General features: G+C 43.9%; 23 protein-coding genes and 1 pseudogene. 3 read left to right on the plus strand and 21 right to left on the minus strand.

Annotated features, from left to right (window positions below; translation table 11 throughout):
* Positions 1–131: 131 nt before the first annotated feature.
* A pseudogene (tnpA, locus tag DTOX_RS11425) lies at positions 132–451 on the plus strand (IS200/IS605 family transposase).
* Positions 448–645, plus strand: coding sequence for a helix-turn-helix domain-containing protein (locus DTOX_RS11430; RefSeq protein WP_242652419.1), 198 nt, complete (start codon positions 448–450; stop codon positions 643–645). Before tnpA ends, DTOX_RS11430 begins: the two are co-directional and overlap by 4 nt.
* A gap of 212 nt (positions 646–857) precedes the next feature.
* Here DTOX_RS11430 and DTOX_RS11435 read toward each other — a convergent pair whose 3' ends face one another.
* The 11 genes from DTOX_RS11435 to DTOX_RS11480 form a co-directional block, all read right to left on the minus strand.
* Positions 858–2,063, minus strand: a complete 1,206-nt coding sequence (locus tag DTOX_RS11435; protein WP_015757848.1) for a nucleotidyltransferase domain-containing protein — start codon at positions 2,061–2,063, stop codon at positions 858–860.
* Positions 2,060–2,488, minus strand: a complete 429-nt coding sequence (locus tag DTOX_RS11440) for a lasso peptide biosynthesis B2 protein (RefSeq protein WP_242652420.1) — start codon at positions 2,486–2,488, stop codon at positions 2,060–2,062. Before DTOX_RS11440 ends, DTOX_RS11435 begins: the two co-directional genes overlap by 4 nt.
* A 43-nt stretch (positions 2,489–2,531) precedes the next feature.
* On the minus strand, positions 2,532–2,822 hold the full coding sequence (locus DTOX_RS11445) for a lasso peptide biosynthesis PqqD family chaperone (RefSeq protein WP_015757850.1): 291 nt from the start codon (positions 2,820–2,822) through the stop codon (positions 2,532–2,534).
* Between the two features lie 5 nt (positions 2,823–2,827).
* Entirely contained in the window at positions 2,828–3,829 is a 1,002-nt protein-coding gene (locus tag DTOX_RS11450) for a phosphoenolpyruvate carboxykinase (ATP) (RefSeq protein WP_042315740.1), read from the minus strand.
* Positions 3,799–5,748, minus strand: a complete 1,950-nt coding sequence (locus DTOX_RS11455; RefSeq protein WP_015757852.1) for an asparagine synthase-related protein — start codon at positions 5,746–5,748, stop codon at positions 3,799–3,801. Before DTOX_RS11455 ends, DTOX_RS11450 begins: the two co-directional genes overlap by 31 nt.
* Positions 5,749–5,940: 192 nt before the next feature.
* Positions 5,941–6,069, minus strand: coding sequence for a hypothetical protein (locus DTOX_RS24825; protein ID WP_278184550.1), 129 nt, complete (start codon positions 6,067–6,069; stop codon positions 5,941–5,943).
* 35 nt (positions 6,070–6,104) lie between these two features.
* Positions 6,105–8,336 carry an IPT/TIG domain-containing protein gene (locus DTOX_RS11460; RefSeq protein ID WP_242652421.1) on the minus strand — a complete coding sequence of 744 codons (2,232 nt, stop codon included), beginning with the start codon at positions 8,334–8,336 and terminating at the stop codon, positions 6,105–6,107.
* A gap of 93 nt (positions 8,337–8,429) precedes the next feature.
* Positions 8,430–9,482 (minus strand): cadherin-like beta sandwich domain-containing protein, encoded by a 1,053-nt coding sequence (locus DTOX_RS11465; protein WP_015757854.1) that lies wholly within the window; start codon positions 9,480–9,482, stop codon positions 8,430–8,432.
* A 48-nt stretch (positions 9,483–9,530) separates the two neighbouring features.
* On the minus strand, positions 9,531–9,773 hold the full coding sequence (locus DTOX_RS11470; protein WP_015757855.1) for a phage tail protein: 243 nt from the start codon (positions 9,771–9,773) through the stop codon (positions 9,531–9,533).
* A 40-nt stretch (positions 9,774–9,813) separates the two neighbouring features.
* The gene (locus tag DTOX_RS11475) at positions 9,814–10,062 is read right to left on the minus strand and encodes a phage tail protein (protein WP_015757856.1); all 249 of its coding nucleotides are present in this window, start codon (positions 10,060–10,062) and stop codon (positions 9,814–9,816) included.
* 233 nt (positions 10,063–10,295) lie between these two features.
* On the minus strand, positions 10,296–11,018 hold the full coding sequence (locus DTOX_RS11480; RefSeq protein WP_015757857.1) for a LytR/AlgR family response regulator transcription factor: 723 nt from the start codon (positions 11,016–11,018) through the stop codon (positions 10,296–10,298).
* Between the two features lie 145 nt (positions 11,019–11,163).
* Here DTOX_RS11480 and DTOX_RS11485 point away from each other — a divergent pair, with 145 nt between their 5' ends.
* Positions 11,164–12,993 carry a sensor histidine kinase gene (locus tag DTOX_RS11485; RefSeq protein ID WP_015757858.1) on the plus strand — a complete coding sequence of 610 codons (1,830 nt, stop codon included), beginning with the start codon at positions 11,164–11,166 and terminating at the stop codon, positions 12,991–12,993.
* A gap of 196 nt (positions 12,994–13,189) precedes the next feature.
* Here the strand turns inward: DTOX_RS11485 and pyrE are convergent, their stop codons facing one another.
* The 10 genes from pyrE to DTOX_RS11535 all read right to left on the minus strand — a co-directional run bounded on the left by pyrE (position 13,190) and on the right by DTOX_RS11535 (position 24,058).
* Complete coding sequence (gene pyrE / locus DTOX_RS11490; RefSeq protein WP_042317151.1) at positions 13,190–13,762, minus strand: orotate phosphoribosyltransferase; 573 nt, start codon at positions 13,760–13,762, stop codon at positions 13,190–13,192.
* Positions 13,763–13,789: 27 nt separating this feature from the next.
* Positions 13,790–14,503, minus strand: coding sequence for an orotidine-5'-phosphate decarboxylase (gene pyrF, locus DTOX_RS11495; RefSeq protein WP_015757861.1), 714 nt, complete (start codon positions 14,501–14,503; stop codon positions 13,790–13,792).
* Positions 14,504–14,517: 14 nt separating this feature from the next.
* A complete protein-coding gene (locus DTOX_RS11500; protein ID WP_015757862.1) occupies positions 14,518–15,435 on the minus strand; it encodes a dihydroorotate dehydrogenase in 918 nt (305 codons plus the stop codon).
* Positions 15,425–16,279, minus strand: a complete 855-nt coding sequence (locus tag DTOX_RS11505; protein ID WP_015757863.1) for a dihydroorotate dehydrogenase electron transfer subunit — start codon at positions 16,277–16,279, stop codon at positions 15,425–15,427. The genes DTOX_RS11500 and DTOX_RS11505 overlap by 11 nt, the downstream gene beginning before the upstream one ends.
* A 54-nt stretch (positions 16,280–16,333) precedes the next feature.
* Complete coding sequence (gene carB / locus DTOX_RS11510; RefSeq protein ID WP_015757864.1) at positions 16,334–19,558, minus strand: carbamoyl-phosphate synthase large subunit; 3,225 nt, start codon at positions 19,556–19,558, stop codon at positions 16,334–16,336.
* Between the two features lie 4 nt (positions 19,559–19,562).
* On the minus strand, positions 19,563–20,639 hold the full coding sequence (carA, locus tag DTOX_RS11515) for a glutamine-hydrolyzing carbamoyl-phosphate synthase small subunit (RefSeq protein WP_015757865.1): 1,077 nt from the start codon (positions 20,637–20,639) through the stop codon (positions 19,563–19,565).
* Positions 20,640–20,666: 27 nt separating this feature from the next.
* Positions 20,667–21,956, minus strand: coding sequence for a dihydroorotase (locus DTOX_RS11520; RefSeq protein ID WP_015757866.1), 1,290 nt, complete (start codon positions 21,954–21,956; stop codon positions 20,667–20,669).
* A complete protein-coding gene (locus DTOX_RS11525) occupies positions 21,940–22,881 on the minus strand; it encodes an aspartate carbamoyltransferase catalytic subunit (RefSeq protein ID WP_015757867.1) in 942 nt (313 codons plus the stop codon). Before DTOX_RS11525 ends, DTOX_RS11520 begins: the two co-directional genes overlap by 17 nt.
* A gap of 127 nt (positions 22,882–23,008) precedes the next feature.
* Positions 23,009–23,554, minus strand: coding sequence for a bifunctional pyr operon transcriptional regulator/uracil phosphoribosyltransferase PyrR (pyrR, locus tag DTOX_RS11530; RefSeq protein ID WP_015757868.1), 546 nt, complete (start codon positions 23,552–23,554; stop codon positions 23,009–23,011).
* A gap of 228 nt (positions 23,555–23,782) precedes the next feature.
* Positions 23,783–24,058, minus strand: coding sequence for a YqhV family protein (locus DTOX_RS11535; RefSeq protein WP_015757869.1), 276 nt, complete (start codon positions 24,056–24,058; stop codon positions 23,783–23,785).
* Between the last annotated feature and the right edge of the window lie 139 nt (positions 24,059–24,197).

The following is a 24,197-nucleotide window of genomic DNA, read 5'->3' on the forward strand; positions in this document are numbered from 1 at the left end:
GCCAGAATTCCCCCACCTCTAAGGTGGTGGGATGAATGGCGGCCTTGTTTTGTGTACTAATAAAATATTTGCCAAAGCCTCTATGATGTGGCAAAATATAATCAGATGCAATAATGAAAGGCTGATTATTATTGAGAAAACTTGATACAAATAGCCACTCAGTCTTCTTACTCACATATCATCTGATTTTGGTAGTAAAATACCGCAGAAAAGTTATAAACGACACAATAGCAAACCGTATCAAAGAAATTGGTGAGTATATTGCACCAAAATATAATATTAGTTTCCTTGAATACAACCATGACAAAGATCACACACACATATTGTTCAAGGCTCACCCTAATTATGGAAAGAATATTTTTGGTCGCAAAGTTTTTGTCTTCTAACTACAGGTGGTGCACCCATTGAAGTAATTAAGAAGCACATTGAAACCCAGGGTGAAAAGAGGTGAATCGTTTGCAAATTGTCTACCGGTTTGAAATGCGTCCGACCAAAGAGCAACAGAAAAAAATGTTTCACACACTAAAACTTTGCCGGAAACTCTATAACTGGTCTTTATCTGAGCGTCAGCGTGTGTATAAAGAAACCGGCCAAGGGTTGACATATAATAAACAGCAGAATATGCTGCCGGGCTGCTCTTTGTAACAGTAGGCCGTGGTTGATGAATCAGGAAACGCTCGTTGATGTTCCTTTGGAAGCCCCCGCTTCTTAGTGGAACGTAAGCGGGGGTAGTTCACTACCGCTTAGCACCGAAATCCTGAATGGCTTCTCGGCAGGTAATAAAGTATTTAGGCCACCCGCATTATCCTAAACACATAAACAATTAAAACGGCTATCTTTGTTTTATAAAAAAATTTTCACAGTGTATTTCCTCTTGCAATACTTATACGCCTCCACAACCAAGCAAAAGGTCTGATAAAATAATATAGCGGGTATAAGCTATCGGGAAGAGAAATTAGTTTATAATCTTGGCCAATCGGCTTACATAGTGAAGAAATATATGCTAGCTTATTGGAAAATCCGGAGTAAAGCTTTAAATTATAATTAATTATGAGTATTAAATTTTTTAGATATAAAAACTGCAGTTCAGATATGTTATCTTCTTGGTCAACTAATTTATTTATCACCGTTTTGGCCAAATCCCATGCTTTATCATCATGCAGCACACTTTGCTTCATACCGGCAGGTATGGGTAGTGCAAAAAGTTCTTTTAGTAAAATCATTGTCTGGTGTAAAATGACTTTAAATTCAGATTTATTTGCCATAAAAATAATTTTATCCCAATCCAGGCAATTGCTTTGCCGCATGAATCTATCAATATCACACAACCACCGCAGACGAAACCACTTGTGACCACACCCATGCACCATAAGAAACCAAAGCCATTCTTCGTCCGCCATAACAGGTACCATACTTCCCGCAATTTCCAGCTTCCTGGTACATAAGTTTGATAATGCCGGCAGCCCTAAATCAATATGATGAATCTTCCAGTGAATCTCCAGGCAAATATTGCGCTCAGAATTAAAATAATTGTAATGCTTTAATTGGTTTATTTGTGACCTTTTCTGACGTGGAGTCATGGGAAAATCATATGTATTATTTATATAACCTTCTTCTTTCAGTATTTTTTCGGCCTTTTCCAATTTCTGTGGCTCAACCAGTATATCAATATCCTTGGATGGTCTTAAAGCAAAATCCCCGTATAGTTTAAATGCCAGAGGATGACCTTTTAAAACCAGACATTGAATTCCATTTTCCTCGAAACTATTAATAATCCTTACCATTTCACCGGTCATACAGAGAGACCTTAGAGCATTCTGCCGGTACTCCTGCTGCAAAGCATTGATGACTTCAGCGGGAACTGCCGGGTTATTTAAACTGCACAATGTTTTATAGGCCAGAGGAAACAGCCTGTGGTACACAGCCAGGTGTAAAAATAAATCCCAATTTACGGATTGCGGCAACAGGATATGGTTTTTTTCTTTTCCCATATTGAGGTTGACACAATGAAGCAAAAGCAGCAGTTCAGGTGATATTTTTTTAGATGACTTACGATATATCATTCACTACAATCCTTCCGAACAATATAATCACAACCATAATCTCCAAAAAGAGATACGACTTTAAACTCCTCCACGCTGCAGTTGCCGGTAATTATTGCCGGTCCTACTCTAAGCCAAGCATGGGCAACCAATCCATTTTTTTTATTCTTCCTTACTCCAAAATACATTGTATTTGCTATGCCCCTTTTTCTTACTAAAACCTTAGCTGTTATCGCCTGGACCATGCATTTGCTTTCCCACGGAGTGTAGCGGCTTACAATCTCTACTGCTCTGCCAATTTTTTGGGCTGCCTCCAGTTTCACAACATTTTCTTCAGCAGGCGAGTTCATACCCTGCTTTCCCAGATACCTGGCTATCCACTTAAAAGGCAACATTATAACAAACGCCCTCAAGATACCCGTCAGGCATAAAACATGGAGAAACATGCAACGATCCGCCCGAGAAAGATGAAACCACTTTTTCAGCAACCTAAACAATGGCAATAAGTCCTTCATCATATATCTTATTTAAAAAAATGCATACATCCCCATGACAAGTATTTTCAGCAACGTCATACTCCTCAATTAGCGTTGCAATTATTTCTTTAACACTGACAGGCCTGTCAATCAGATCCCAAATCCGGCTCCCAATGGAATTAAGTCCGTAGTACTTGCCTTTTTCAACACTCAGCATGGCCTTTTCGCCATCCAAATCGGCTGCAATGAAACCGGTTGCCTGGACAATAATTGATTCAGGCTTAATTTTCTGGCGTTTATACATCTATTTCACTTCCATTCCTCAAAATCCCTCTTCAAAAGGGCAATCTGTTCTTCTATCGTAAACATTCCATCCGGTCTGATAATTCCGGAAACAGCCACCTGTTGCGCAAGAGCTGCGGAATGGCGAAAAGATTCCTCTGCCAAGTTCAGCCCTCGGATAAAACCGGATCTGTAAATATTATTCATAATCACGGAAAGCTTGCCCATCCCAGAAAACCTATTCATGCTTACACCCGGACAATTTTCTTTCCTCAGTTCATATATTGCCGTAAGTTTTTGGGGAATTCCACAAAAATTATCTTGTATTGATATGGCATATTTATTAAATTTTCCCCATATATTGGGATATGAAGTTGGATTATTCACCAGCAATGCCAGGCTGTCTTTCCACAGCTTTTGCTGCGGATAAGCAGGTAGAACCAGGGGATTTCCCGCCTGATCAAAAGCTACGGCGGCTATATCATCCGTTAAGATCGAATATCCCTTATTTTTAAAAGCAGACGCCAGGGTTGACTTGCCGGCGCCCTGAACCCCGGTAATGATAAAACAATATTTACCGGCCGCAATGGCGCTGCCATGAATGGGCAGCAACCCCCTTTGCAACAGCAAGGCTCCCATTGCCGAACCCAGCAGATACAAACGAACAGCACACGTTTCAGCTTTTTGAACCGGTTCGACAATAATTTGACTCCCATTTTTTATATAATAGCTTGCCACACCCTTCACATGCAGCAGTAATTGATTTTTACCGGCCTGATAATATTCATTACCTGCAATAACTTCATCAATGTATTCAGGCACTTTACCGGCAATGATATGCACATCCGGCACACCTGCACCCGGCAATAGCTCCGGTAAGGGTATTTCGGAAGATATACAGATTCCGAAAGCACTGTATACGGCATCTTTATTTTCTATCATAGTAAATTCACATTCCATATTAAATTCCATATCTAAAAATAACGGTTTTCGTAAGCCTAACACTGCATATGCTTCAGGTACCGGCAAAAAATGATACTTCTTAACAACATCCGCAAGTTATAATCATTAAAAGCGTCAGTGCCGGCCAGGTCAATTGCCTTTATTGTCCGGTGTATTCTTTCGATATCAAGATATTTTTTTTCCTGCTCATTTTGACCGATTTTCATGATTTCTTCTCTGATTTCTTGCTCCATGGGCAGCAGTCTCTGCACAAAATCGGCACTTTGCTGTCCCCTATACCCGTAATTGAGTCTTACTTTATCCGGAAGTATGCCTGCCATGGCACGCCTCAATAAAAATCTCTCCCTGCCGTTTCTGATATACTGCTCTTCAGGTACACTAAAACAGAATTCTATTACTCTTTTATCAATGGAAGGATCCCTGATTATTAAATTATGGGCAAGAGCAATTTTCGTATAAATACCTGCCAAATGACTGAGATGAGCAGGAGACAGCATCATTTTTCTAAACTGAAAAGAATCCATTTTTTTTATGTAAAACGGGTCATATTTATAGCTCTTAAATCTCGCTCTGCCGCCCATCCGGTCAGCATAAATTGGATTAATAGGGGATAAATGAAGCGGCGCATCCCAATTGCTGTTTCGCAGCTTATACCATGTTATTTGTAGTTCATAGGGAAGCAATGCCTTAATTAATTCTGATGTAATTCTAATGGGATTAATTTTTTTCAGATCCGAATAAGAGCGGATCTCTTTTACCAGCCGAATCCATTTACCTGAACGCATAAGTGATATTATACACTGTCTAAAAATCCCGTAGGATATAGTAGTATTTCCCATACCTCCAGTCAGCATGATGCCGGTGTTTATTTCCCCGGCCCGGCTTAAAATTCCGTCAATCCAAAATAAGTTTTCCAGTATTTTATAGGGCTGCTCAAATATTAAGAAAAAACGGTCCGTATCACTTAATGAATTTTTTCCGTCGCAACGGCAGTAGGTGACATCAAGATTACCGGAATACTCCCTGACTGCCTCGATATATGGTGTTTCATCAGCTATTTTACCTGAAGACAGCTTGTTCCGGTATCCCTCCATTGGTATTGAACTGAAGGCCTGTAGGGATTTGCCGGTTTTCCCAAGCTCCTGAGCAGCCAGACAGGCTATGGAAGTTGAATCAAGTCCTCCGCTGAGCATTATTCCCACCGGTTTTATGCTCCTGATCCTGCAGTTTATTGCCTGTTTCAGAACATGCCGAAAGGCTTCTGCATACTCTTGGTCTGATTTAAGCTTCAGTTCTTTTTGCTTTTCCACCTGCCAGTAAACCTCTTTGCTTATTCCCTGTTTACTCACAGTTAAGGCATGGGCGGCGGGAAGTAAAAGAATATCTTTATATATGGTTAGTTCAGCATCCAGTTGATGAATTACCGCAGGCAGGGAAAGATAATCGCAAATCCATTGGTCAGAATATTTTTTTTCCTTCTCTCCTGTTGAAAATAAGGGCTTTATGAGGGTGGAGAAAGCAAATTGCTTGGGAGATATGTAATAATAAAAAGTTCTGTTTCCGGTATGATCAACGGCACAAAATAATTCCCCGGTCTTCCCGTCCCATACGGCAAAGGCGAAATCACCCATAAGATGTGCCAGACATGCTTTGCCCCATTTTTGATAGGCTTTTAATATTAGAAAACTATCGGTTATTTCTTGATTACATTTTCCAATGCCAAGTTTGGCAAACAGTTCTGCTCTGTTATCTATTATTGCATCTGCGGCAATTGTAATATTAGATACCTTATCTTGATAAGGAAGCTTTTCATAAACCGATTCCGGGGTAATGAATTGAACGCAGCATCCCAAAAATACCTGGCCGGCATTCCATGTATCCGTATAATCTGATTTATATATTCCCAATTCATTCATCATGGAAGCCGATATTTCCGGATTAATATTATTTCCATTTAAATTATAAATACCACATATAGACCCCATTGCTGCCTCACTGCCTCCATACACCAACGTTACCGGCTTATTTAGCTGCCGGTTTGCCACCGGATAAGCATTTCGTTTCCGTGGAACTTAATTATATATTGACAAATATAAGGTTTCTTCATCTGTATCTGAGTGAAAAACAGTGCAACGGGCAGATAGCCCGCTGCACTTTAACCATACCATAAATAAATATTAGGAACTCATATCGACCCCTTGGCTCGCTATATCAATACCTATTCCCCCACCGTTTTCTGTCAGCTTGATATCAATCTCAATTATTTGCGGGGGTATCCATGGCATTTTGATTGTTTCTTTTTCCATACTGCACACCCCATTCTATTTTAATCCACCCATGTTTATTCGCCTGCATATACCTTGGCACGTATTTTGTCTGCCGTACCGCTGCCTTCCTTCCACGATACATATAGTTTACTGTCATATTCCGCAAAGGCCGGCCCGGAAGACGCTTTTGACAGATCATAGTTTATATCATCTGCTGTTTTCCATGTGCCTGATGCATATGACTTAATTTTAACTTTGCCATTTTCCGTCCAGGCTGCATAAAGAATATTATTGTACACGGTTCCGTTTAACATGGATGCATCTTGGGATGAACTATCATTCAAACTGCCACTGTCTATTTGATCCCATGAAGTACCGTTGTATTTTTTGGCCCTGATCTGGTATATACCTGAATTATCCTGCTCAGCCCAAATGATATACAGGTTGCTGCTATCGGCCAACAGGATCGGCATATCGGCAAATTTAGTGCTGTCAATATTAATGCTTGTATTATTGTCTGCCGTACTCCAGGATGTTCCGCCATCATATTTTTTTACTCTAATGTTTCCTTTTTCACTCCAGGCAGCAAAGAGGGTATTGCTGTATACCGCAACCGATGGGAGTGTTGCTTTTTGAGCGGGATCACAGTTTAAGGTTCCCGGATCCGCCTGATTCCAGGTACTACCGGCAAATACTTTGGCTCTGACCTGATTTTTTATTCCATTGTTCTCCAGCCATACTGCATACAGTATGTTATTGCAAGCCGCCAGCTTCACGTTAAAGGCTTTGTTGGCGCTATAACTTAGATCCTCAACATTTTCCCAGCTATTTGCCGTACGGTTATATTCCCTTCCATATACCTGGTAATCAGCACCCGTTTCTTCATACCAAGCAAGATATAAATCACTTCCATAGGGCATTAAAATAGGATTATAGGCACCTTTTTGCGTATCCATATTCAAACTGCCGCTGTCAGCGTTTTCCCATGTTGTGCCGTTATATTTCTTTACTCTTATTTGCGTATGACCACTCGTGTTTTCCACCCAGGTTGTATAGAGTTTACCGTCATAAACAGTCATGCTTGGCGTCGTCGCCCAAACTGACAAATCATAGTTCAGGCCTCCGTTATCAAGGATGTAGGTAAATTGATCGCCCGAACCCGTCGCGCTGGTCCCACCTGACGTTGTTACCGTCACATCCACTGTGCCGCTCCCCGCCGGGGAAGTGGCTGTGATCGAGGTATCGCTGTCAACTGTATAGCCGGTAGCCGCTGTGCTGCCGAACTTCACCCCAGTGGCCCCAGTAAAGCCGGTGCCACTGATTGTTATTGATGTCCCTCCGGCTGATGGCCCACTGGTCGGGCTGATGCTGCTCACCACCGGGGCTGGAAGAACTACAGTAATAGTGAAGCTGCCACTATCCGACCAGCGGGCCGGAATTACACCATTCGATTCCTGCACATAAAGAGTATGAGAACCGTTGGATAAGTCACTTCCCGGAGTGTAACTCAGTGAGGTCGTTGTAGTGGCTCCCAAAGATAAGTCATCATCGTCCAGTTTATATCGGAATGTTCCATTGCCCCCTCCACCCGTACTCCAGCTCCAGGTAGGTCTCGTGTCACCGGTGTATTCCGGTCCGGTTACCGTAGGAGGAGTTGGCACCGGAGTGTAAGTTAAATCCAGTTTTGACCATAAATCTGTATTATCATCCTGATTGCTGACAAAGTTAAAATCACATAAACCTTCACCCTCTATCCCTGTCAGTACGAAAACAACATTTGTTTTCCCAGCATCAACGCATGATTGAATATAATCTTTAACATTAAATTCTTTAAATTTTTCACAGTCATCAGGAGTTACTGGCATTGAATAAAGGATATTCTCTGCATTATAAGTAGGAAAAGCCGGACTTGAGTCAGTTTCATTCCAAGTGTCATCCTCGGTTGGAATTATGTTTACCACAGGGCTTCCTTCAACATCGACAACATAAAATTTAAATGTGGCAGTGGTAATTGTACCTGTAATTCCGGCAAGACTGAATTTGACAGCCGCTCTTTCATATGTAAGAGGAGGCTCATAGTCTAGTACGCTCCCAACCCAGTTAACATTTATACTTCCAGAGTTATCAGTAACCGGATTGATCATTGGATGTGCTTTGTTTTCATCTATAATAGAACTATCAGTCGCAACATCCTGTGATACATTAATTGAAGCACTTGCTGCATAAGCGGCAGGTTTCGCTGAAAGGCATATAATTGATATAATAATAACAATTATATAAAATTGATAAAATACTATTTTCTTCAAAATATTAACATTTGCCCCCCTCCCCATGATTTTTAAATTCATTACCGCCCGGAGGATAAAAGCAACTATCTTCCAGGCGGCTCGATTATATAATCAAGATCCGACATTTATTGTGCACAGATATGTTTTTTGATCTGTACCAAATACTGAAGAAACTACGATATCAATCGGATTGCTGCCTGTGCTCACAGGAACCGTTAATGCAACTCCACTGGTTGCAGGATTGCCTTTAATTTCGATTGTCGCGCCGGTATCTTCGGCGGTAGCGGTTATTAAAACACTTGTGATAACGCCGGCCGTAGCAGTATACTCAAAAGTATTCCGATTGAAAGGCGGGGAAAGAGTAAGCGTTGTCCTTCCTGACTTTATTGCCAACCCACTCAAATACGGGCTGCTGGCCCTGGTCACATTGACTGTATATGTCTGCGGCTCACCGATAACGGGAGTAACCACTATATTAACCGGTGTAATGCCTTCCGCTGTCAGGCTGACCGGTTGGGATGACTGCCCCCACAGCACCGGGACACCGTTTACCTCAACTGTGGCATTAGGATCTGTCGTCGTTGGCATCACGGTTATATTTTCAGTGTCAAAGCCAACCGACGCGGTGTACGCAACGGTTGTTTTTGCAAAGGGCGGATTAATAGGAATAACGGCAGCACCGCTGTTTAAACTAAGAGCCGATAAGGTCGAGTCTGTGGGAGGCGCGTCATACACTTCAAATTCCGCTATCGAAGCAAAATTTGTATTACACCTCAAGCCTTTGGTAATGTAAACCCTTACCCACCTAACCTTATAGGGTGTAATCGTTCTGTCGGTGCAATTTAACGAATTATCGGTCACACTGTCAAGATCGAACCAATTAGAATTATCCAGACTTCCCTGAAACTTGTAATCTACCAGATTGTAATTAGTCGACCAGCCTACGCCTCCCAGTTGCTTGACCACCCATCGGCTGACCCAAAAATTAGCGCCGAGGTCGACACTTAGCCAGTTGGGTACCGGTACTCCCGGCGACGGTGGAATCGGCGATGTACCCAGCCACCTGTTGAGCGGTGTCACTACCCCGTCAACTGCTTTAGCCGGTATGTAAGGATAAACAAAACTGTTTGCCCCTGCGGCCTTTTTTAGAGCAATATTACTCATAATTGCAATCCATCCTTTCAAAAATCCCTTTGTTTAGGTTATTATCACTTATTCCCTGGTCGGGTATATGCCGGAGACACAAATATAATATCCGGTACCCGGTATTGCTTCTGCTCCTTGCAGGTTGGGAAGATTGAAAGTGGTTTGGCCGTTTCCGCCGAATTTGTTGCCTATCAAGGAAAACAGGGCTGCATTCTGCTGTACTGAAAGCTGTTGTCCGTTGCACAGCATCCATCCCACTGGTACAAAACTGTATGGGAATACGATAATTTGTCCCAAAAAATAATCCATAATTTCATCCTCCTGAAATTTAAAATTTTAGACATTTAGATTAATATCTGCTGGGGTAAATGCCCTCTACCGCTATGCAGTAATGCATTCCCATACCTTGCATGGGCAGCGCATTTCGCAGATCAGGCAGGCAGAAGGTGGTGATACCGTTACCTCCAAATGTAATGCCGATTAGTGAAAACAAAGTCTGATATGTCGCAGTGCTCAACGTTTGACCCTCACAGGGCATCCAGTGCCTAGGTGCAAAATCAAAGGCAAATAGTTCAATATCCCCTAATAATGGATCCATAATACACTTCCTCCTAAAATACTAGAATTTATCTTCTTTATAAAATTAACATGTCTGCAATTTACCGGACAACAGTCATATATACCCTAAAAACGTTTGTTCATACCAAGGGTGATCTATTGTTTAATACCGCACAACAAAAAACCGCCTGTCCTTTAACAAAAGTTAAAAAGCAGGTGATTACATCACTTTATTAAAATTCTTGCCATCATGCACTCACCGGCAAAGGTAATCTAAGCTTCATCGCTGCTGCCGATATAATTTAAGAAAGCGCGGTTTACCGCCTTGGCATAGGTCTTCCCGATGGGTATTAGTGTCCCGCTGAGGGTGGTGAAAAACTGCGCGTTCATCATAGAAACCTGTTTGAAATTAATTATAAAGCCACGATGGCAGCGGCAAAAGTTCAGTTTGGGCAAACTGCTTTCCATACCGGATATTCCGGAATTGATTTCATAAATCCCCTGTTTAGCCACCAAATTCACCGATTTCAAGGTACTTTCAAAAAACTCGATGTCGTCATAGGGCACTTTATGGGTCATCCCTCTTGATTTAAAGACAAAATACCGGTTTTCAAACCGCCTTTTGAGGTCAACCAACAGCGCGGTTGCCAGGGCCTGCGTATTTATGGGTTTCAAAAGATATTGCAGCGCCTGCACCTCATAACCAGTATAAACATATTGCCCGGAAACGGTGGTGAAGATGATGGCGACGTAATTATTAGTGAGTCGAATGGCTCTGGCCGTATCAATGCCGTTGATTTCCTTCATGAAAATATCCAGAAAAATCAGGTCAAAGCCGGCGGGTTCTTCGTTGATACAGTTTAATAACGCTTCGCCGGAGAAAAAAACTTCGATATCAAAGGCAACACCAGTATTGTGCAAAATCCCCGACACCTGATGGCGCAGTGCGACGACAAAATTCTCCTCATCATCACAGATAGCTATTTTATACAGCATGATTCTTTACCAACCTTTATACCGTTATAAATAAGCAGCTTTTATGCCTGAAGCATATTGTTTATTTTTATTGTAGCCTTTAATATTATAATAGCATAATATTCCACTATTTAGTCAAGCTATTAAGTCAAGTGAGGTGACGCCTGTGTCGTCCAGGAAGATCTGGCTTCTCACCCTGGCTGCCCTGTGTTTTTCAGGTTTGTTGATGTGTGCCGATCTCATAAGCGGCAGCCGTGGCCTGTTTTATAATACCGATACGCACACCATGAACACAGGCTGGAAAATATCCGGTGGTACCAAAACCCTGTACGAAGCTGCCTCTTTTGCTAAAGCAGGTTCTTTGAAAAATGAGCACTTGGCAGTCCTCACTAAGACACTGCCTGCCACGGTAGATCAAAGCGTATGCTTTGTCACCATCGGCTACCGCGTGGCAGCCTTTGTCAATGATCAAGACATTTACACCTTCAACCCCCCTTTGGACAGCAAAGAGGTCCGGGGAGTAAAAACCCATATACTTAAAATACCCGACGGCACAGACGGCAGGGAGTTCAGGCTGGTGTTGGCAACTAATCAACCAGGGAACACAGCGGTGTCCAAATATATTATATTGGATAATGCCATAGAGATAATCAGGGCTTTACAAAAATCCGACCTGATGAAATCAGCTTTCGCGTTGCTTTATATATTTATCGGCATATCCATATTGATATTTACACTGATTTCAGCTATTTTAAAAAAATTCGACCTTTCTCTATTGATGCTCGCTCTAATAGCGCTGTTTATAGGGACAGGCATTTTATTAAATCTCAGCAGCATTGCTTTTTATACAGGGCCGGAGGCTGTTTACTGGATGGTGAATATCATAAATCTGGCGCTGCCTATACCGGCGTTATTATTTGTAGCGGCGGACAGGGGCTATGCCCAAAGCAGGCTGCTTACAGCAATGGCCGTTGTCCAGAGCGTGTTTCTGGCAATATGGTTAGTCTGTAACTTTTTAAATATTGATATTATTTTTCTGCACTGGCAGCCGGCATTGTTTGCCGCCATCCTGGCAGGCCTCATCATTACCTTCGTAAAAGAATTCAAATCCGGCTCCGGACGGCCGGAAATTGCTGTCTCAGTCATTGCCATTTTATTGACCTCAGTAATCAATGCCCACAGTTATTTTACTGCCGGAAGATATGAGACAATGGATTTCAGCTTAATCATTACGGCTCTTCCGGTCCTTGTACTAATGACCGGAAAGGTGGTTCTAAGCTCTGCTCAAAAGGAATACCGCATACTTAATGAAAATATGACCCTGCGGCTGGAAGGAGAACTTCTATATAAGAATTATAACAAGACAGAAAAGTACATTGAAGAAACCAAACGGATCTGGCATGATATCGACAGGCATTTTTCGGTGATCAGCAATCTGGCGGGGAATGGGGTATATGAAGAATTAAAACTGTATCTGAAACAGGTAGGCTATGACTTTAAGAAAATAAAGGAAACATACCTCTGTGAAAACAAGCTAATCAACGCCATTTTAACCGAAAAAATTTCTGAAGCCGAAGACAGCGGAATCGAAGTTAGATTTACCGGAAATTTGCCCGATAAATTAAAAATACAGGGCAACGACCTGTGCAGCCTGTTGGTTAACATGCTGGACAACGCTATTGAGGCTTGCATTAAAATACCGGAGGGTCATAAGAAGAAAATTGATATTTCTATCAGAATGAAGAATGGTTTTATTTATTTCGGTGTCTTAAATACTTCCCCTGTGGCACCGGTTATGGCCGGTGAAGACTTTATCACATCAAAAGCAGATAAGACAAAGCATGGGTACGGTATTTCCATCATCCAGAGAATTACCCGGAAATACAACGGCGCTTTTGATATTATACTTTCCAATAACTCTTTCTTAGTCAAGGCTGCGTTAAAAAATGCGGATGCCGGGGAATTCTTTGCCAAAGACTATAATGACAACCTGTAAATATAAAATACTACTTGCAAAGCAATGAGTATCACCGTATAACGTACAGTACCTACAGCAGAAGTATGAGAGGACGGGGTTAATCACCCCTTCCTGCTCAATTGTTTCTAAATTATCCACCTTAAACTGTACAGCCATATATAAAGCTCAAAAAGTCTGTCAAGCAATTCTGCTGCGATATGACAAATATTATTAATTAAGCCTTTCTGCTGCCTGGTTTTACAGCAGGAATACCTTCTTTACACAGAGGACAATCTTCCGGTTCATAGGTGACAACGGAAGTAACTAATAATGCCTCAGTACGTACACCCAGATCCACTTGGCCGTTACTGCGATCTACCAGTACACCGGCGCCGACGACATCCCCACCGGCACTTCGCACAAGCTTGATCACTTCCATTACAGAGCCTCCGGTGGTGATAACATCCTCCACAACCAGTATTTTTTCACCCGGCTGTATTGTAAAGCCACGGCGCAGAGTCATTAAACCATTTTCTCTTTCTGTAAAGAGGCTCCTGGCACCTAAAATCCTGGCCACCTCATAAGAAATCGTAATACCCCCCATGGCCGGCCCGATAACAGTGTCTATTTTGGTACCTTGATAACGCTCTGCAAGTTCCCGGCATAGAATTTCACAATAACGGGGGTATTGCAGCACCTGGGCGCATTGAAAATAGCGGTCACTGTGCTTGCCGGAAGTGAGCCGGAAATGACCGGTTAACATAGCTTCGGTATCAGTGAATATTTTTAAAATTTCTTCTCTGTTCAGCATCTCATCACCTCTTAATTCAAAATATCAGTTCATTTCGGAAACAATATTCCTGGCTGCCTGAACGGGATCCGAATTTTCCGTAATTGGCCGCCCCACTACTATATAGGTGGCACCTGCAGCTATGGCTTCTCCCGGTGTGGTCACTCTTTTCTGGTCATGCACCGCGCCACCGGACGGGCGAATGCCCGGGGTAATAATGACAAACTCAGGTCCGCAAGCCTGCCTGATAGCTCTAATTTCCTGCGGTGAAGCCACTACGCCGTCCAGGCCGGCGGCTTGAGCCAGTTTAGCCCAGTTTACCACCTTATCTTCAATTTCACCGGCAAAACCTATTTCCTCTTTAAATGCCCGCGCACTAATACTGGTTAAAACAGTAACAGCCACTACCAGGGGTCTGGTTAAGCCTTTGTCCAAAACCTCTTTATTAACCGCCTGCGCAGCGGACTGCATCATCTCTTTGCCTCCGGCAGCGTGAACATTAAGTATATCAGCGCCGTGAGAGGTCAAAACCCTGGAGGCTCGCGCCACGGTATTGGGGATGTCATGAAGTTTTAAATCAACAAAGATATTGGCACCGAGTTTTTTCAGAGTATAAATTATTTCTGGCCCCACACTGTTGAACAGCTCCATGCCTACCTTAAAAGCTCCCACATAAGGAGACAGCAGTTTGGTTAAGTGTATTGCTTTTTCCGGGCTGTCCACATCCAGTGCTACAATCAATCGATCACGGGTATTCAACTGTTTTTACCTCCTTATTGCCTGTGTGCTGCCCCCACCAGTTCCTGAATATCCCGGCAACCATATTTTCGGCAATATTCTTCAATTCCTTCCAGTATTTCTACAGTCGCTCTCGGATTGACAAAGTTAGCCGTACCCACGGCTACAGCGCTGGCACCCGCCAGTATAAACTCGATAGCGTCTTCAGCAGAAACAATACCACCCATTCCTATAATAGGTAATTTTACCGCTTTATAGACCTGCCAGACGCACCGCACAGCTACAGGGCGAACAGCAGGACCGGATAAACCTCCCATAATATTGCCTAAAACAGGACGCCTGGCTTTAATATCTATAGCCATACCCAAAATAGTATTGATTAAAGACAAAGCATCTGCACCGGCCTCAGCTACGCTTACCGCCAGGTCCGTTATACTGGTCACATTGGGAGATAACTTTACTATTACCGGCAGACCGGTACTGCTTTTAATCACTCGCACCACTTCGGCAGCCGATTCAGGATCGCTGCCAAACTGCAAGCCGCCTTTTTTTACATTAGGGCAGGAAATGTTTACTTCCAAACCGGCTACACCGGACGCACTGTCAAGCTTTCCGGCCAGCAGCCCGTAGTCCTCCACCGTATCACCGGAGATATTAACAATCACCGGCAGGTCAAAATTACTTAGAAAAGGCAAAGCCCGCTCAATGAAATAATCAACACCGGGATTTTGCAAACCTATTGCATTGAGCATACCCGAAGGTGTCTCAACAATCCTGGGAGTAGGGTTACCCTGGCGGGATTTTAAGGTAGTTCCTTTGACAACTATTGCGCCTAAACGATTCAAATCAATGTAGGGCGCGTATTCCGGCCCATAGCCAAAGGTTCCGGAAGCAGTGGTTACCGGGTTTTTCATTTTAATGCCACCGATATTGACTGATAGCTCAGGCTTCATCCCATACCACCTCCTCACCGGGGAATACCGGCCCGTTTACACATACATGGCGGTAAAGGTAACCTTCCTGGTTATTCGCCTTGATTTTACAGGCGCAGGACAGGCAGGCGCCCACACCGCAGCCCATATGCTCCTCCAGAGACACTTGAAAAGGAATGTGTTTAGCCAGCAGCAACCTGGCCAAACTTTTTAGCATAGGTTTAGGCCCGCAGGCATAAGCCATGTCCGGTTTAAGAAAAGCTATAGCCGTATCTGCCATATCCCTTTCCAGCAAGGCCGTTATTTGTCCGTGATAACCTATTGTTCCGTCATCACTGGCAACTTTAGGCTGAAAGCCCATTGAGCCAACTTGTGACAAAGACGGTAAGCATGTTTTTGTCCTGGCCCCCAGATAAACTTCTGCCGATATGCCTCCGGCTGCCAGCTCCTTTAATAAAAAGACCAGCGGTGCTATGCCTATACCGCCTCCCACCACCATAACCTTTTGTCCTTTCTCCGGCAAAACAAATCCCCTGCCCAGCGGGCCCAACACACTCAAATTTTGACCAGGAGCAGCTTTAGATAAAATTTCCGTCCCTTTTCCTACAACCTGATAAAGCAATTCCAGCCTGCCTTTATCTTGATCAGCATTATAAATACTGAAAGGACGTCTCAGCAAAGGTTCGAGTTCCCTGCTCACCTGCATATGCACAAACTGACCCGGCACAGCTTTCCGCGCTATTTCAGGTGCCTGCAATTCCATAAAATAAAGTCCGGGTCCTACCCGCTCCTGCTTAATAACTAAGGCATCTATCAAAAAGGACAATTCTACACGACCTTTCACACTGGTTCCAATGGAACCCAACTATATTCCATATATTAATTAATGAGAGGGGAATAGTCCCCCTCTCAAATACTGCTATTTATTCTTCATATACTCCTGGAGCGGTAAAAGTTCTATATCCCCACCAACTTTTATCGCGCCCAGAACTTCATATATAGCACGCGCCGTATCCAGAGAAGTCAGGCAGGGAACACCGTGTTCGACAGCTGTCCTGCGTATTCTGAAGCCGTCACGCTCCGGAGCTTTACCCTTGGTTAAAGTATTGATTACCAGGTGGATGGAGTTTTGCCTGATTAAATCAATAATATTGGGAGAAGCCTCATGAACCTTATTGACAGACTCAACGGAAAGGCCTTCACTGGCCAGAAAATCAGCAGTCCCTCTGGTAGCACATATTTTATAGCCTAAACCGGCCAGGCCTTTGATAATAGGCAGTGCCTCAGCTTTATCCTTATCGGCTACTGTGACCAAAATAGTACCGTGTTTGGGAAAATCATAGCCTGCCGCCACGAAAGCCTTGTATGTTGCTATACAGTAATTCTTATCCATACCCATAACTTCACCGGTAGATTTCATTTCAGGCCCCAAGGAGATATCCACCTGAAGCAATTTGCCAAAGGAGAATACAGGCACCTTGACACCTACAAACTTGGATTCAGGATACAAACCGGCTGAATAACCCAAATCAGCCAGAGTTTGCCCTAAAATTATCTTTGTAGCCAAATTGACCATGGGTATGCCTGTAATCTTGCTCATATAGGGTACGGTACGGCTGGAACGAGGGTTTACTTCCAATACATACAACTGATCCTCATGCAGCACATACTGGATATTGATTACTCCTTTGACATTCAGCTCTTTAGCCAACCTGGTGGTATAATCCACTAGCAAACCTCTGATTCTGTCAGACAGATTGCGCGGGGGATAGACAGCTATACTGTCGCCCGAATGCACTCCCGCACGCTCAATATGCTCCATAATACCCGGAATTAAGACATCCTTGCCGTCAGAGATAGCGTCTACCTCCAGCTCTTTGCCGCAAAGGTACTTATCAACAAGTACAGGGTGTTCAGGAGTTACCTTAACTGCTGAAGCCATATAGTTCAATAAATCAATTTCATTATAAACTATCTCCATAGCCCTGCCACCCAGCACATAGGAAGGACGCACCAGCACCGGGTAGCCTATTTCGTCAGCCACACCGATAGCTTCAGTAACTGAAAAAACGGTATTGCCGGCCGGCCGGGGAATATTAAGTTTGCTTAAGAGACGGTCGAAGCGCTCTCTGTCTTCTGCCCTGTCTATGTTTTCCACAGATGTTCCCAATATTTTGATACCGGCATTTTCCAGAGGCTTAGCCAGATTTATAGCTGTCTGCCCGCCAAACTGCACAATTACACCTTCCGGTTTTTCATTCTCCAGTATGTTTAATACATCTTCCGGCAGCATAGGCTCAAAATATAAGCGATCCGCCGTATCAAAGTCAGTGCTGACAGTTTCCGGGTTATTGTTGATAATAATGGCTTCAATTCCTGCCTCCCGCAGAGCCCAAACGGAATGAACCGAGCAGTAATCAAACTCTATACCCTGGCCAATGCGAATCGGGCCGGAACCGAGCACCACGATTTTTCTTTTTTCCGACGGCAAAGCTTCGTTCTCCTGATCATAGGAAGAATAAAAATAAGGAGTTTCCGCTTCAAATTCAGCCGCGCAGGTATCAACCATTTTGTAGGAAGGGACAATATTCAGTTCCTTGCGATAAGATCTCAAAAACTCATAATCCACTCCAGCCAGTTTGGCCAGATAGACATCAGCAAACCCCATTTTTTTAGCTCTGGTCAAGAGTTCAGGTTTGAGCCTGTTAATATTCCCTTTAACCAGCTTAATTTCCTTTTCCATTTTGACTATATTATATATTTTATCCAGAAAAAATCGATCAATCTTGGTTAATTCATGAACCCGGTCAATCAGCATACCCCGTCTGAAAGCTTCCGCAACCAGGAAAAGTCTCTCATCCTCAGGATGAGAGAGCTTGCTTTCCAAAAGCTCCTCTGTATAAGCCTCCGCTCCCTCAACTGCCAGACCGGGTGAACCGATTTCCAGAGAACGTACAGCTTTGAGAATGGCCCCTTCCAGAGTCCGATCAATAGACATTACCTCACCGGTAGCCTTCATTTGAGTACCCAGTTGCCTGTCAGCCAGGGCAAACTTATCAAAAGGCCAGCGGGGAAACTTGAACACCACGTAATCAATAGTCGGCTCAAAACAAGCATAAGTCTTGCCGGTAACTGCATTTTTAATTTCATCCAGTGTCAGTCCGACGGCAATCTTGGCTGACACCTTGGCAATCGGGTAACCAGTAGCTTTGGAAGCCAGAGCGGAAGAACGGGAAACTCGCGGGTTAACTTCAATAACATAGTACTGGAAACTGTCGGGGTCCAAAGCATACTGCACATTACAACCGCCATGCACACCCAGAGCCCTGATAATTTTTAGTGAGGCTGATCTCAGCATCTGATATTCCTTATCACTTAAAGTCTGACAGGGTGCCACAACAATGCTGTCACCGGTATGGATACCCATAGGATCAATGTTTTCCATACTGCATATGGTTATACAGTTATCCATACTGTCTCTCATTACCTCAAACTCAATTTCCTTCCAGCCAACTAAACTGCGTTCTACCAGTATCTGGTTAATAATACTGTGCCTGATGCCTCTGGTGGCAGTACTCTTTAACTCAGCCATATTATAAACCATTCCGCCGCCCGTGCCGCCAAGAGTATAAGCAGGACGCACAACCAACGGGAAACCGACTCTCTCGGCAAACTTAACAGCATCCTCCACGCTGGAAACAATGTCACTCTCCGGTATAGGCTCATTAATGCTCTGCATCATCGATTTAAAGCCTTCCCTGTCTTCCGCCTTGATGATACTTTCCAGCGGTGTGCCCAGCAGTTGAACTCCGGTTTCCTCCAAAACACCCGATTTAGCCAACTGCAAAGCCATATTTAAACCTACCTGTCCGCCCAGAGTGGGCAGGAGACCGTCCGGCTTCTCTTTCTTCAGAACCTTGGTCACAAATTCCGGTGTCAGGGGATCAATATATATCCGGTCAGCCATATTGCTGTCTGTCATAATGGTAGCCGGATTAGAATTGACCAGCACAACTTCCAAACCCTCTTCGCGCAAAGCCCGGCAAGCCTGGGTACCTGCATAATCAAACTCGGCTGCCTGGCCGATGATGATCGGGCCGGAACCGATGACCATCACTTTTTTCAGACCCTCTTTTAACGGCATGGCACTACACCTCCTGCTTCAGTCTAGCTATGAATTCATCAAAAAGATAGGCAGATTCCATTGGTCCAGGTGAAGCTTCCGGGTGATATTGTACCGTAAACAAAGGCAGGTGCTTATGAGCAATGCCTTCCACTGTATTATCATTCAAATTTCTGTGCGAGACATATACATCCAGACCGTTCAAAGATGCCTCATCTACTGCAAAACCATGATTCTGGCTGGTTATATTAACTTTGCCGCTGTGCAAATCCTTAACCGGGTGATTAGCCCCCCGGTGGCCGAATTTCAATTTATAGGTTTTAGCTCCCAGGGCCAGGGCAACCACCTGGTGGCCCAAACAGATACCGAAAATAGGCAGCTTATTCAAAAGAGCTCTGGTATTTTCAATACCGTGCGGCACCATTACCGGGTCTCCCGGCCCGTTGGAAAGCATCATGCCGTCCGGATTTAAGGCCAGAATATCTTCCGGCCCGGCATCGTGAGGCACAATAATAACTTCGCAGCCACGCTTATTGAGACAGCTGGCAATATTTGATTTAGAACCTAAATCCATAAGAACAACACGCGGCCCGCTGCCGGGCAGAGTATAGCTTTCACAGGTGGAAACAACAGATATCATTTCCTGCTCGGAAAGATCCGGGCTGTTGGCAGCCTTGTTAACCAATTCTTTGATATCCGCCTCGCCTGTACAAATGATCCCGCGCATGGTTCCATGACTGCGCAAATGACGGGTCAAAGCCCTTGTATCCACTCCGGCCAACCCGATAATATTTTCTTTAGTTAAGAAATCGGATACTGTGCAACTTACTCGCCAGTTACTGGGACGGTCACATATTTCCCGTACTATAAAACCTCTTGCAAAAGATCTTTTCGCCTCAAAGTCTTCTTTATTGATACCATAGTTGCCAATTAACGGATATGTCATTACTACTATCTGGCCGCAGTAGGAAGGGTCGGTTAAGACTTCCTGGTAACCTGTCATAGAGGTATTAAAAACAACCTCTCCCCACTGCTCACCGGTAGCTCCGAAAGCCTCTCCGGTGAAAATAGCACCGTCTTCTAAAGCCAGTATTGCTTGCACAAAAGTACACCTCCGAATATAATAACTTTAAACAGTAATAACACCCTCACGCATAACAATACGCCCACCCACAACAGTCATTACCGGTAATCCCCTTAAACGCCTGCCTGTAAAAGGACTGTTCTTACCTTTACTTAGAAACTTTCCGGCATCCACATTTTCCTCTAAATCAGGATCTATGACAGTAATGTCGGCATCGGCACCAACAGCCAGCGTACCTTTATTTATACCTAATATTTTCGCCGGGTTAACAGTAATTTTTTTTATGGCCTCTGAGAGAGTCAAAAAACCAGGTGCAATAAGCTCTGTAAAAATCAATCCTACTGCTGTCTCCAGACCAACCATGCCAAAAGGGGCATATTGATACTCGACATCCTTTTCTTCCGCCGTGTGAGGGGCATGGTCAGTAGCTATAACGTCAATTGTACCATCTGCCAGGCCCTGCCTGACAGCGGCTACATCTTCATCCGTTCGCAGAGGCGGGTTCACTTTGGTGGCGGTATTATAATCCACCACAACATTATCAGTCAAAGTAAAATGATGGGGTGTTGCTTCGGCTGTTACAGCCAATCCCCTCGCCTTAGCCTCGCGTACCAGCCGCACTGAACCGGCTGTACTGATATGAGCCAGGTGCAAAGGACAACCTGTCAGTTCAGCTAAGAGGATATCTCTTGACACCATAATTTCCTCGGCTGCAGAGGGAATGCCTCTCAGCCCTAAGACGGTGGACATGTAGCCTTCATGCATGAGACCACCGGCAACTAAATCTTTATCCTCACAATGAGAAATTACCGGCAAACCCAGCATTTTAGCATACTGCATGGCCCTGCGCATGACGGCCGAACTGCTCACCGGAGAACCGTCATCGGAAAATGCCACCGCACCATAGGCTTTCAAATCCGCCATTTCGGATAATTCTTCACCCTTTGAACCCTTGGTGACAGCCCCAATCGGAAAAACATTTACAATACCCGTTTCTTTAGCTCGCTCCACGATAAACTTGATCACAGTCTGATCATCAGCCACCGGCCTGGTATTGGGCATACAGGCAACAGAAGTGAAGCCGCCGCGCGCCGCTGCCCTGGTCCCGGTGGCAATTGTTTCTTTAGCCTCAAAGCCAGGTTCACGCAAATGCACATGCATATCGATCAGACCAGGCGTAACTATTTTACCGCCGGCGTCAATAATTTCCGCCCCTTTAACATTTAAATCACTGCCAACAGCTTCAATTTTTCCGTCAGCTATTAATATATCAGCCTTTGTCTCAATTTGCCCCAGTGAATCAACCACCGTACCGCCTTTAACCAGTAATCTCATTGGAATCCTCCTCTCCGGAGAGCAGGTACAGTAAGGCCATGCGTATAGCTACGCCGTTTGTCACCTGTTCCACTATCACCGACTGTGTACCGTCAGCTATTTCCGGTGCAATTTCCACACCCCTGTTCATCGGGCCGGGATGTAAAACCAGAGCATCAGGCCTGGCTAAAGCCAGCCTCTGTTTATTCAGCCCGAAAAGGCGTGCATATTCCCTGATACTAGGAAACAGTCCCTGCTGCTGCCTCTCCAGCTGGATGCGCAGCACGTTAATGACATCTACACCCTCCAGAGCTTCTTCAACTGACATATAGACCTTTACTCCCAGTTTTTCGATTTCCGCGGGCATTAAAGTTGCGGGCCCGGTCACTCTTACTTCCGCACCCATTTTAGTCAGACCCCAGATATTCGAGCGGGCTACGCGGCTGTGTAAAATATCTCCCAGGATAGCAACTTTCAAGCCCTTCAGCGTGCCCTTCTTTTCTCTGATCGTATACATATCCAACAATGCTTGCGTTGGATGTTCATGTGTCCCGTCACCGGCGTTGATTACAGAGGCCCGTACGGTCTTGGCCAGCAAATGAGGCGAACCGGCAGCCGAATGACGTATAATTATAATGTTAGCTCCCATAGCTTCAATGGTAAGAGCTGTATCCTTGAGACTTTCTCCCTTGACCACACTGCTGGTGCTGGGAGAAATAGCAATGGTATCGGCGCTTAAATACTTGGCAGCCAAATCAAAAGAGGACCTGGTTCTGGTACTGGGTTCATAAAAAAATGTCACAATAGTACGGCCTCTTAAAGTCGGCACCTTTTTTATTTTACGTTTGAGTATGTCCTTCATAGGAGTTGCAGTATCCAAAATTAGATTAATCTCTTCAACCGTAAGTTCACGAATACCCAGAAGATCTTTGCTGTTCAGGCTCACAAACACTCCCCCTTTCCACAATAAAAACCTCACTCCGTTAAACGGCGTGAGGCTGGCAAAGGTATAAAAACACTACCTTCCTTTGCCGGCCTCACAGGACCGTTTTTAAAAGGATGGTGCTAAAAAATTATTCTATTGATTCTAAGATAATTACTTTCTCTTCCCCGTCAGTTTCATTTAACCTTACGGAAACTTCTTCTTTCCTTGATGTAGGAACATTTTTCCCTATGTAGTCAGCCCGAATCGGTAATTCACGGTGACCCCTGTCTATCAAAGCCGCTAATTGAATAACCTCGGGTCTCCCTAAATCAATTAAAGCATCCAGCGCGGCCCGGATAGTCCTACCGGTATAAATAACGTCGTCAACCAAAACAATAATTTTGTCTTTAACCGGAAAATTTATTTCAGTTCTGTGTACTACCGGGTGATAAGCTAATGTAGTTAAATCATCCCGGTACAGAGTAATATCCAGTATGCCGACTTCGACTGAAGTACCTTCGATTTGTCGGATTTTTTCGGCTAACCTGTTAGCCAGAGGAACACCTCTTCGTCTGATACCGATTAATACCAGGTTTTCAGTTCCTTTATTTCTTTCAATTATTTCATGCGCAATTCTGGTTAAAGCCCTTTGAATACCTTGCGCATCCAGGATCTGAGCTTTTTCCTTCATCATTATTAACCCATCTCCTTGTTAAGGGTATTAAAAAACCTGCTTAACAGTAAGCAGGCATAGTTTGACAAGTAAACATTACCCATGCGCTCCTTACCGGCCTCACTGAGCCGATGTTAAAGGCAGCTTTTATTACTAAGTAATGTTATACAAGTTTATCGTATATGTCAATGGTTTTTTGTTTATTTAACAATATAATAGACGAATTTTCACAGTTGGGCAACAAATTGTTCAGAGTTTGCTCATACCGATAAAAATCAACAATACACCCAGAATAATAATCAACATTCCGCTCCAGGGAAGCCTTCCCATTAAGCCGAACAGGCCAATAGAGGTTACAGTAACTAAGATCATCGGACCAACCATTGCCAGAACAGAATTAATCTTAAAAGCAACGGCCACGTTATTATATTTTAGCATTAACAAAGCGGCGGTCAATTCTACGCTGGCAGACAATAATCTCATACCAGCCATTCCCAGAACTATTTTATCAAAAATTTGCAGCATCCTCACGCCTCCCCCAAAGATAAAAAATATACATAAATCTCATATGCGGTACAAGTAAAAGAAATACATACGAAATATTTAATCGTGGTAAAATACTTTACGTTATCTGCTTTTTTGTTTTCCTCTTCATAAAAGCTTG

The organism is Desulfofarcimen acetoxidans DSM 771 (genome assembly GCF_000024205.1).
Classification (GTDB): Bacteria; Bacillota; Desulfotomaculia; order Desulfotomaculales; family Desulfofarciminaceae; genus Desulfofarcimen; species Desulfofarcimen acetoxidans.

Excerpts from the sequence above, each read along its gene's own strand:
- carB (WP_015757864.1), bottom strand. The coding sequence starts at position 19,558 with ATGCCGTTAAAAGAGGGTCTGAAAAAAGTGATGGTCATCGGTTCCGGC.
- DTOX_RS24825 (WP_278184550.1), bottom strand. The coding sequence starts at position 6,069 with ATGGAAAAAGAAACAATCAAAATGCCATGGATACCCCCGCAAATAATT.
- DTOX_RS11470 (WP_015757855.1), bottom strand. The coding sequence starts at position 9,773 with ATGGATTATTTTTTGGGACAAATTATCGTATTCCCATACAGTTTTGTA.
- DTOX_RS11535 (WP_015757869.1), bottom strand. The coding sequence starts at position 24,058 with ATGCTGCAAATTTTTGATAAAATAGTTCTGGGAATGGCTGGTATGAGA.
- DTOX_RS11480 (WP_015757857.1), bottom strand. The coding sequence starts at position 11,018 with ATGCTGTATAAAATAGCTATCTGTGATGATGAGGAGAATTTTGTCGTC.
- pyrR (WP_015757868.1), bottom strand. The coding sequence starts at position 23,554 with ATGATGAAGGAAAAAGCTCAGATCCTGGATGCGCAAGGTATTCAAAGG.
- DTOX_RS11465 (WP_015757854.1), bottom strand. The coding sequence starts at position 9,482 with ATGAGTAATATTGCTCTAAAAAAGGCCGCAGGGGCAAACAGTTTTGTT.
- DTOX_RS11445 (WP_015757850.1), bottom strand. The coding sequence starts at position 2,822 with ATGTATAAACGCCAGAAAATTAAGCCTGAATCAATTATTGTCCAGGCA.
- DTOX_RS11435 (WP_015757848.1), bottom strand. The coding sequence starts at position 2,063 with ATGATATATCGTAAGTCATCTAAAAAAATATCACCTGAACTGCTGCTT.
- DTOX_RS11475 (WP_015757856.1), bottom strand. The coding sequence starts at position 10,062 with ATGGATCCATTATTAGGGGATATTGAACTATTTGCCTTTGATTTTGCA.
- DTOX_RS11440 (WP_242652420.1), bottom strand. The coding sequence starts at position 2,488 with ATGTTTCTCCATGTTTTATGCCTGACGGGTATCTTGAGGGCGTTTGTT.
- DTOX_RS11500 (WP_015757862.1), bottom strand. The coding sequence starts at position 15,435 with ATGAAGCCTGAGCTATCAGTCAATATCGGTGGCATTAAAATGAAAAAC.
- DTOX_RS11520 (WP_015757866.1), bottom strand. The coding sequence starts at position 21,956 with ATGAGATTACTGGTTAAAGGCGGTACGGTGGTTGATTCACTGGGGCAA.
- DTOX_RS11455 (WP_015757852.1), bottom strand. The coding sequence starts at position 5,748 with ATGGGGTCTATATGTGGTATTTATAATTTAAATGGAAATAATATTAAT.